The following is a 7657-nucleotide window of genomic DNA, read 5'->3' as shown; positions in this document are numbered from 1 at the left end:
CCAGCGGGGGCTATCCCGGCTACACCGGGCCACGGTGCTATGCCCCTGGTGGCCAGACCTGGCGCCCCTGCTGACGTCGTCGGGCTCTCAATCCCAAGGCGGTTGCGCGCGACGGGCGCGGGCGGCGATGTCCGCCACATCGAGCCCGTATGCCGTTCCCTCGCCCACGGCATACGTGTCCAGCCGGGCGGCGCCGCGGGCGCGTAGCGCTGCGGCGCCCGTGGCATTCCCGCGGGCGGCGTGGGTCAGGCCCACGCAGATCTGGGCCAGGCCTTGCCATAGGTCGCGCTCGCCCTCGGGAGCGGCCTTCCAGCGGGCCTCCAGGACCTCGTGCGCGCTGAACGGGCGGCCCTCGCGCAACAGCGCCCGGGCAGCGGCGATGGTCTCCATGGGGGGCAAGGGCTCCTCGGAGACAGGCTCGACACCGACGGCGCCATAGGCGAGCGGGCGGCCGAGGGCGTCGCGCGGGCGTTGTTGGCGAGCGCGTCCGGAGGCGTCGCGGTCGCGGGCGGGAGCGGGCGGCATACGGGCACTCCTTCCGCGTGCGGCGGCACTCAGCACAGGGTAGGTGACGTCCAGCAGGGTCGACCCTGTTGTAGGACACCTAACTGCTGCGAGCAGGGGTTAGGTCCGGGGGTCGCGCGCGGTAGGTTAGGGGCGACGCAGCATGCACACGCGGCCACGACGACGTGGTCGTGACGCCCGCCGCACCGAGGCCCGCAGGCAGACCGGTCACCCCCGGCACCCACGCAGCCAACGCCGGCGATTCGACATAAAGCACCCGGCCGGCGGACACCCCCGCACACGGGTGGGGAATGGAGCGAGATGCCGGAGCAGGCGAGGACGCCGAGGATCGAGCCGCGGGACGGCGGGCCGGACATGGTCCAGTTGGTCACCCCGGAGGGCGAGCGCGTCAGTGACGAGCGCTTCGACCCCATCGTGGACGGGTTGACGCAGGAGGACATCCAGGGCTTCTACCGGGACATGGTCCTGGTGCGCCGGATCGACAACGAGGCCACCGCGCTGCAGCGTCAGGGGGAGCTCGGTCTGTGGGCGCCCTGCCTCGGCCAGGAGGCCGCCCAGGTCGGCTCCGGCCGCGCCCTGCGGCCGCAGGACTTCGCCTTTCCCACCTATCGCGAGCACGGCGTCGCCTGGTGCCGCGGGGTCGACCCGCTCAACCTGCTCGGGATGTTCCGCGGCGTGCACAACGGCGGGTGGAACCCGTTCGAGAAGAACTTCAATCTCTACACGATCATCATCGGCGCCCAGACCCTGCACGCGACCGGCTACGCCATGGGCGTCCAGCGCGATCACGCCGTCGGCACCGGCGAGCCGGACCGCGACACGGCCGTCATCGCCTACTTCGGCGACGGGGCGAGCGCCCAGGGCGATGTCGGGGAAGCCTTCGTCTTCGCTGGGGTCAACAACGCGCCGGTCGTCTTCTTCTGCCAGAACAATCAGTGGGCCATCTCCGAGCCCAACGAGCGTCAGATGCGCGTCCCGATCTATCAGCGCGCCAAGGGCTACGGCTTCCCCGGCACCCGCGTCGACGGCAACGACGTCCTCGCGACGTATGCCGTGACCAAGGCCGCGCTCGACGACGCCCGCGACGGGCAGGGGCCGGCCCTGATCGAGGCCTTCACCTATCGGATGGGCGCGCACACGACCTCCGACGACCCGACCAAGTACCGCGTCTCCGCCGAGGTCGAAGTGTGGAAGCTGCGCGATCCGATCGCCCGGTTGCGGACGCTGTTGGCGCGGTCCTACGGCGTCGGTCAGGTCTTCTTCGACGCCTGCGATGCCGAAGCCGACACGGTCGGCGCGGATCTGCGGGAGCGCTGCCTGGCCCTGCCGGACCCGAGCCCCTTGTCGATGTTCGACCATGTCTATGTCGATGATCATCCGGTGATGACGGCCGAGCGCGAGCGCCTCGAGGACTACCTCGGCAGCTTCGAGGGGGCGCACGCATCATGAGCACCCTGACATTGGCCAAGGCGCTCAACTCCGGCCTGCGCGCCGCGATGGAAGCCGACCCCAAGGTGCTGCTCATGGGGGAGGACATCGGCAAGCTCGGTGGCGTCTTCCGGATCACCGAGGGCCTGCAAAAGGACTTCGGCGAGGACCGGGTCATCGACACCCCGCTCGCCGAAGCGGGCATCGTCGCGACCGCGATCGGGATGGCGCTGCGCGGTTACAAGCCGGTGGTGGAGATCCAGTTCGACGGCTTCGTCTACCCCGCCTTCGACCACATCGTCAGCCAGGTCGCCAAACTGCACGCGCGATCGCTGGGCAATGTCACGCTGCCGATGGTCATCCGCATCCCCGTCGGCGGCGGCATCGGTGCCGTCGAGCATCACAGCGAGTCCAATGAGGCCTACTTCGCGCACACCGCGGGGCTGCGCGTCGTGGCGTGCAGCAACCCCGACGACGCCCACTGGATGATCCAGCAGGCGATCGCCCACCCGGACCCGATCCTCTTCTACGAGCCCAAGCGCCGCTACTGGGACAAGGGCGAGGTCGGCGCGGCCCCATCGCGAGATTTGTTCAGCGCCAATGTGATTCGACCCGGCACCGATGTGACCGTCTTGGCGTATGGCCCGATGGTGCGCTCCTGCCTGCAGGCGGCCCAGGCCGCCGAGGAGGAGGGCCAGTCGCTGGAGGTCATCGACCTGCGCTCGCTGACACCGCTGGACACCGACGCCATCTTCGCGTCGGTGCGCAAGACCGGCCGGTGCGTGGTCGTGCACGAGGCCGCGACCTTCCTCGGGATGGGCGCGGAGCTCGCGGCCCAGATCCAGCAGGAGTGCTTCTATTCGCTGGAGGCCCCGGTGCTGCGCGTGGGCGGCTACAACGTGCCCTACCCGCCGAGCCGGATCGAGGAAGAATTCCTGCCCGATCTCGACCGGGTCCTCGACGCCGTCGACCGTGTGCTCGCGCACTGACCGCTCAACGAATCCGTCCGGAGGTATGACGTTCCATGCGTGAGTTCAAGCTCCCCGATCCCGGCGAGGGCCTGACCGAGGCCGACCTGGTCACCTGGCGAGTCGCCGTCGGCGACACCGTCAAAGTCAACGACATCGTCGTCGAAGTCGAGACCGCGAAGTCGATCGTCGAGCTGCCCATCCCGTATGCCGGCGTGGTCGCCGCGCTGCTCGTCGACGAGGGCGCCACCGTCGAGGTCGGCACGCCGATCATCGTCATCGACGACGGCTCGGGTGGGTCGTTGCCAGCGGACGGTGGGAGTAGTGCAGCGCAGGGGCCGGGTGCCGCCGCGACCGGCGCGGCGCCCACGGCCACGGCTGGCGCACCGGGGGTCAGGCAGTCGGAAACCGTTGTGGGACAGTCGGGCTCGGCGCAATCGGCTGGTTCGGCTGATCAGGCCGGCTCGGAGGCTGCCGCTGCTCCGGCGAAGCCGGAGCGCACCCCGGTGCTCGTCGGCTATGGCGTCAAGCACACCGAGGCCAAGCGCCGCCCGCGCCGCAAGGCCCAGCTGCTGCAAACCGTCGCGCACTACCCGGACGAGGAGCCGGCGGTCAAGCAGTCCGTCCACGCCGACGCGAGCAGCGGCGTCGGGGAACTCGTCGCCGCGCATTCCACGCACGTGCTGCGTGACCGGCGCCCACTGACCGAGTTGACCGACCACTCGCCCGAGGTCCAGGCCCGGATGCGGGCGCTGGCCAAGCCGCCCGTGCGCAAGCTCGCAAAGGACCTCGGAGTCGACCTCGTCGACATCGCCGGCTCCGGTGACGGCGGCGTCATCACCCGCGAGGACGTGCTCGCTGCCGCCGGAGGCGCGACGGACGGTGCCGGTGCTGCGACCAGCGCTGCCACGGCCGCGGGAGCCGGGACGAGCGGTCCGAGAGCCGAAAACCGTGGTGCGGCAACGGCATACGGCAATCGCGGGGAGGAGCGCACGCCGATCAAGGGGGTGCGTAAGGTCACCGCGGCGGCGATGGTCGGGTCGGCCTTCACGGCGCCGCATGTCACCGAGTGGGTCGACGTGGACGTCACCGCGACCATGGAACTGGTCGAGCGGCTGAAGAAGGACCGCGAGTTCCGCGAGGTCAAGGTCACCCCGCTGCTGGTGCTCGCCAAGGCGATGTGCGTTGCCGTGCGGCGCAATCCGGGCGTCAACGCCACCTGGGACGAGGCCGCCCAAGAGATCGTCGTCAAGCACTACGTCAACCTCGGCATCGCAGCGGCGACCCCACGCGGGCTGCTCGTGCCCAATGTCAAGGATGCCGACCTGATGACCATGCGCGAGCTGGCGGACGCCATCGGCGAGCTGACCGCGACCGCGCGCGAGGGCAAGACCCAACCGGCCGACATGAGCGGCGGGACGATCACGATCACCAATATCGGGGTCTTCGGGATCGACGCCGGCACGCCGATCATCAACCCCGGCGAGTCCGCGATCCTGGCCTTCGGGACGATCGCCCGCAAGCCGTGGGTGGTCGGGTCGGGCGCCGACGAGCGGATCGAGCCGCGGTGGATGACGACGCTGGCGCTCTCCTTCGACCACCGCCTGGTCGACGGCGAGCTCGGGTCGCGTTTCCTCGCCGACGTCGCCGCGATCCTCGCCGACCCGGCGCGCGGACTGGTCTGGGGGTAGGGCGCGATTGGGGTCAACGCGCTCAGGGATTATTCAGTTTCCGATGACAGCGGGCGCTGCCGCTGAAATGCTGTGCTCCGACGCCGGATCGGCGGGGCAACCGGACCCACGGACGCGTGCGACGGAGTCGTGATCGGGCCGTCCGGACATCAGGAGGATCGGTGCGTTCCCGTCGCTTGGATCTCGCTCTCGTCTCGACCACATTGACCGCCCTCGCCGCCGCGGCCGGCGTCGGTACCAGTACCGCATCGGCTCAACCCGCCCCCGCCGATGGGGCCTTGCTCTTTGGGCGCGGCGGCAACCTCTACACGGTCCTCCCGACCGGTGCCGGCTTGCGTCAACTGACGACAAGCGGCACGGTCACCAACGCCCAGTTCTCCCCGGACGGGACGAAGATCGCCTACAGCGATCGCAGTTCGGGTAACGACGACGTGTGGACCATGAAGGCCGATGGCTCGCAGAGGTGCGGGTCACAACCTCTGCCCTGTCCCAGACCGACCCCTCGTGGTCGCGCGACGGCAGCAAGCTCGCGTTCACCGGCGAGCGTAGGGTCAACGGCGTCTCCTATTACGACGTCTACCGCCTCAACGCGAGCGCACCGTATGGCAGCGCGATCCGGTTGACCAACTCCCGTCTAGCTGGCGACGGCAGCGAGCGTTGGGACTACTTCGCCCCGCGCTGGAGCCCGGTCAACAACACCATCCTGATCACCGAGGGTGTCAACTATTTCGACGGCAACGTCGGCCGGGCGCCCAAGTTGATCGACGGTAGTACGGGTGCCGCGCGCGCCAACTATTGGAGTGTCGACGCGCTCTCGTACGACTGGAATCCTGGCGGCTCGGCCTTTGTGCTCAACGCGGACAAGTCCGGCGGTCACCAGACGGACTACAACTGCATCCAGAAGGCCGCAGTCTCGGCGCACAGCGCCACCGATGTCACCAGGTGCAACCCGGAGGTAGACAATCAGTGGTCGACGGTCTGGTCGCCCGACGGCCTGCTGATCGCGTACGCCCAAGGAGGGCTTGGCACGCCGCAGACGCCGGGGTCGACCTATTTCATCAAGCCCGACGGCACGCGGAACAGGCTCTTCCTGGCCAACGCCTTCCCGCTCGACTGGAAGCGGTCCTGAGCGAGCCCGGTCACCACAGCAGCGCGTATGCCGTGCCACTCGTCGTCAGCGCGACGCCCCCGGTGAACGTGCCATCGCCCCGCCCGAGATAACGCGTCATCGCGCCGGTGTCCCTGGTGACCGTCACCAGGTCGGTGACGCCGTCGCCGTTGAGGTCACCCGGGCTCGCGATCAGCCGCCGGGCGTCGAAGCCCTTCCACAGGTCCCGCACCTTGGCGAAGCCGGTCGCGGACGAGCGCCAGATCGACAACTGGCCGGTCCCGTCGACGATCCCGACATCGCCCAGGCCGTCGCCCGTCACGTCGCCGACCTGGAAAAGCTTCTGTGCCGCAGCGAGATTGCGCCCAAGGGTGGCTTTGAGCACGACATTGCCTTTGCTGCCGCAGGCGAAGTGGCTGACGATGCCATCGGGCCCGAGCGCCAGCAGGTCGGGGGAGCTGTTGTTGTCGAAGCGGCCGACGGCAGCCACCAGCCGGTATTGCCCCCAGCCGCTCGCCACGACCACCCCAGAGGCGTATGCCGCCGCCCCCAGCCCGCGGAAAAGCACCAGGTCGCCGTCGGTCTTGGTCACGCCGTAGAGATCATTGTGGCCATCCCCGTCGACGTCGCCGGGCGAGCCGAACCACGAGTACCCCGACCAGTCGCCACCGCGTGGGCTGGGCGCGGCGAAGCCACCCGTCCCATCGCCGGAGTGGACGGCCATCGCGCCCTGCCAGTTCACGCTGAGCAGGTCGACGGTGCCATTGCCCGTGGCGTCCCCGAGGGTCGTGCCGACGAGTTGCGCACGACGGGCCCAGACGATCCGCGAGACGCCCTCGATCGTCGCCTGCTGAAAGGCCTGCGTGCTGCCGGTTGCCCGGGTCTCGACGGCGATCTGGTAGGGCACCGGGGTCGCAAAACTCCAGCCGATGGAGTTGACGTGCCATCCGGTCGTGCGGGCCAGCCATCCGTTCTTCACCGCGACTGACCCGCGCGGCGGGCCGGCGGTGATGCCCCACGCCTGACTGGAGGCGACGCTGGTCATCAGCGAACGGGCATACGTGCGGTTGGTGTCGCTGATCAGGCCGCCGGGCGCGGCGAAGTGGCCCAGCACCATGACCCAGTCGCGCGAGCTGGTCTGCGTCAGGCCCCAGTGCCCGGCCGGGTCGACGATGACGTCGCGCGCGCCCATGGCGAGCATGGTGCTCTTCAGGCCCGCGCCGCCGCCGATGTCATCGAAGAGCGCGGTGGCTGCGTCGTTGTCACTGACCTGGATCATCGGCGCGATTTTCGAACGCTCCCAGCTGGAGAGCGAACGCCCTTGTCGCTGAGCGCGATCCATCACCGCGGCCATGATGCCGACCTTGACGATGCTGGCCGTGAACTGCCGCGTCGCGCCATAGGTGTAGCTCTCCAGGCGGGTGCTCCCGGTCGGTCGCACCGAGACCGTGACCTCGCCGCCGCGCGCGCGGATGTAGCTCGCGAGTTCGCTCTCGAAGGGGAAGCGCTGGGCGCTCGGGTCCGCCGGCAGTGGCGTCGGTGTGGCGGTGATCCGCACGTGCGCGGTGATCGTCCCGAGCCCGTATGCCGTTGCCCCCTCCCCGACGTCGCGTCCGATCGCGCGCAGCCACGGCGCGAGAACGAGGCGGGTGGTCGCGGAGTGGCACGCGGAGCCGGTGCCCTGGGCGGGCGCCGTGATCTGGGGACCCGCGGGCGTGCGTGCGGTCAGGCCGATGCGGCCGGTGAGCGCCAGGGCGGAGGTGTCGGCGACCCGCGCGCCATACGTGCTGGCGGGGTCGGGCGTCAACGTGACCCGGCCGATGTCGTCGCAGATCAGGTCGATCGTGGGGCCTCGGTCTGCCGCGACGGTCGGCGGGCCGCTAGGCGCTCCGGCTGCTCGCGAGATGGGCAGAGCGGCCGCTCGTGGGACGGGCACG

The 7657-nt window shown here is 69.8% G+C and carries 6 protein-coding genes; 4 read left to right on the top strand and 2 right to left on the bottom strand.

From position 1 onward, the window contains the following. Positions 1–87: 87 nt before the first annotated feature. Entirely contained in the window at positions 88–525 is a 438-nt protein-coding gene (locus PKH97_RS11285) for a DUF309 domain-containing protein (protein ID WP_324387538.1), read from the bottom strand. 300 nt (positions 526–825) lie between these two features. Here PKH97_RS11285 and pdhA point away from each other — a divergent pair, with 300 nt between their 5' ends. The 4 genes from pdhA to PKH97_RS11265 all read left to right on the top strand — a co-directional run bounded on the left by pdhA (position 826) and on the right by PKH97_RS11265 (position 5741). Next, positions 826–1974, top strand: a complete 1149-nt coding sequence (gene pdhA, locus PKH97_RS11280) for a pyruvate dehydrogenase (acetyl-transferring) E1 component subunit alpha (RefSeq protein ID WP_324387537.1) — start codon at positions 826–828, stop codon at positions 1972–1974. Further along, the gene (locus tag PKH97_RS11275) at positions 1971–2942 is read left to right on the top strand and encodes an alpha-ketoacid dehydrogenase subunit beta (protein ID WP_324387536.1); all 972 of its coding nucleotides are present in this window, start codon (positions 1971–1973) and stop codon (positions 2940–2942) included. Before pdhA ends, PKH97_RS11275 begins: the two co-directional genes overlap by 4 nt. A gap of 35 nt (positions 2943–2977) precedes the next feature. After that, on the top strand, positions 2978–4612 hold the full coding sequence (locus PKH97_RS11270) for a dihydrolipoamide acetyltransferase family protein (protein ID WP_324387535.1): 1635 nt from the start codon (positions 2978–2980) through the stop codon (positions 4610–4612). 463 nt (positions 4613–5075) lie between these two features. Further along, the gene (locus PKH97_RS11265) at positions 5076–5741 is read left to right on the top strand and encodes a hypothetical protein (protein WP_324387534.1); all 666 of its coding nucleotides are present in this window, start codon (positions 5076–5078) and stop codon (positions 5739–5741) included. A 10-nt stretch (positions 5742–5751) separates the two neighbouring features. Here the strand turns inward: PKH97_RS11265 and PKH97_RS11260 are convergent. Further along, the coding region (locus PKH97_RS11260) for an FG-GAP-like repeat-containing protein (RefSeq protein ID WP_324387532.1) at positions 5752–7657 on the bottom strand (1906 nt) is incomplete at its 5' end.

Source organism: Nostocoides sp. (assembly GCF_035343835.1).
In the GTDB taxonomy this organism is placed as follows: domain Bacteria; phylum Actinomycetota; class Actinomycetes; order Actinomycetales; family Dermatophilaceae; genus Nostocoides_A; species Nostocoides_A vanveenii.
Note: the sequence above shows the minus strand (reverse complement) of the source record. Positions and strands in the feature narration are given on the sequence as shown.

Excerpts from the sequence above, each read along its gene's own strand:
- PKH97_RS11285 (WP_324387538.1), bottom strand. The coding sequence starts at position 525 with ATGCCGCCCGCTCCCGCCCGCGACCGCGACGCCTCCGGACGCGCTCGC.
- pdhA (WP_324387537.1), top strand. The coding sequence starts at position 826 with ATGCCGGAGCAGGCGAGGACGCCGAGGATCGAGCCGCGGGACGGCGGG.
- PKH97_RS11275 (WP_324387536.1), top strand. The coding sequence starts at position 1,971 with ATGAGCACCCTGACATTGGCCAAGGCGCTCAACTCCGGCCTGCGCGCC.
- PKH97_RS11270 (WP_324387535.1), top strand. The coding sequence starts at position 2,978 with ATGCGTGAGTTCAAGCTCCCCGATCCCGGCGAGGGCCTGACCGAGGCC.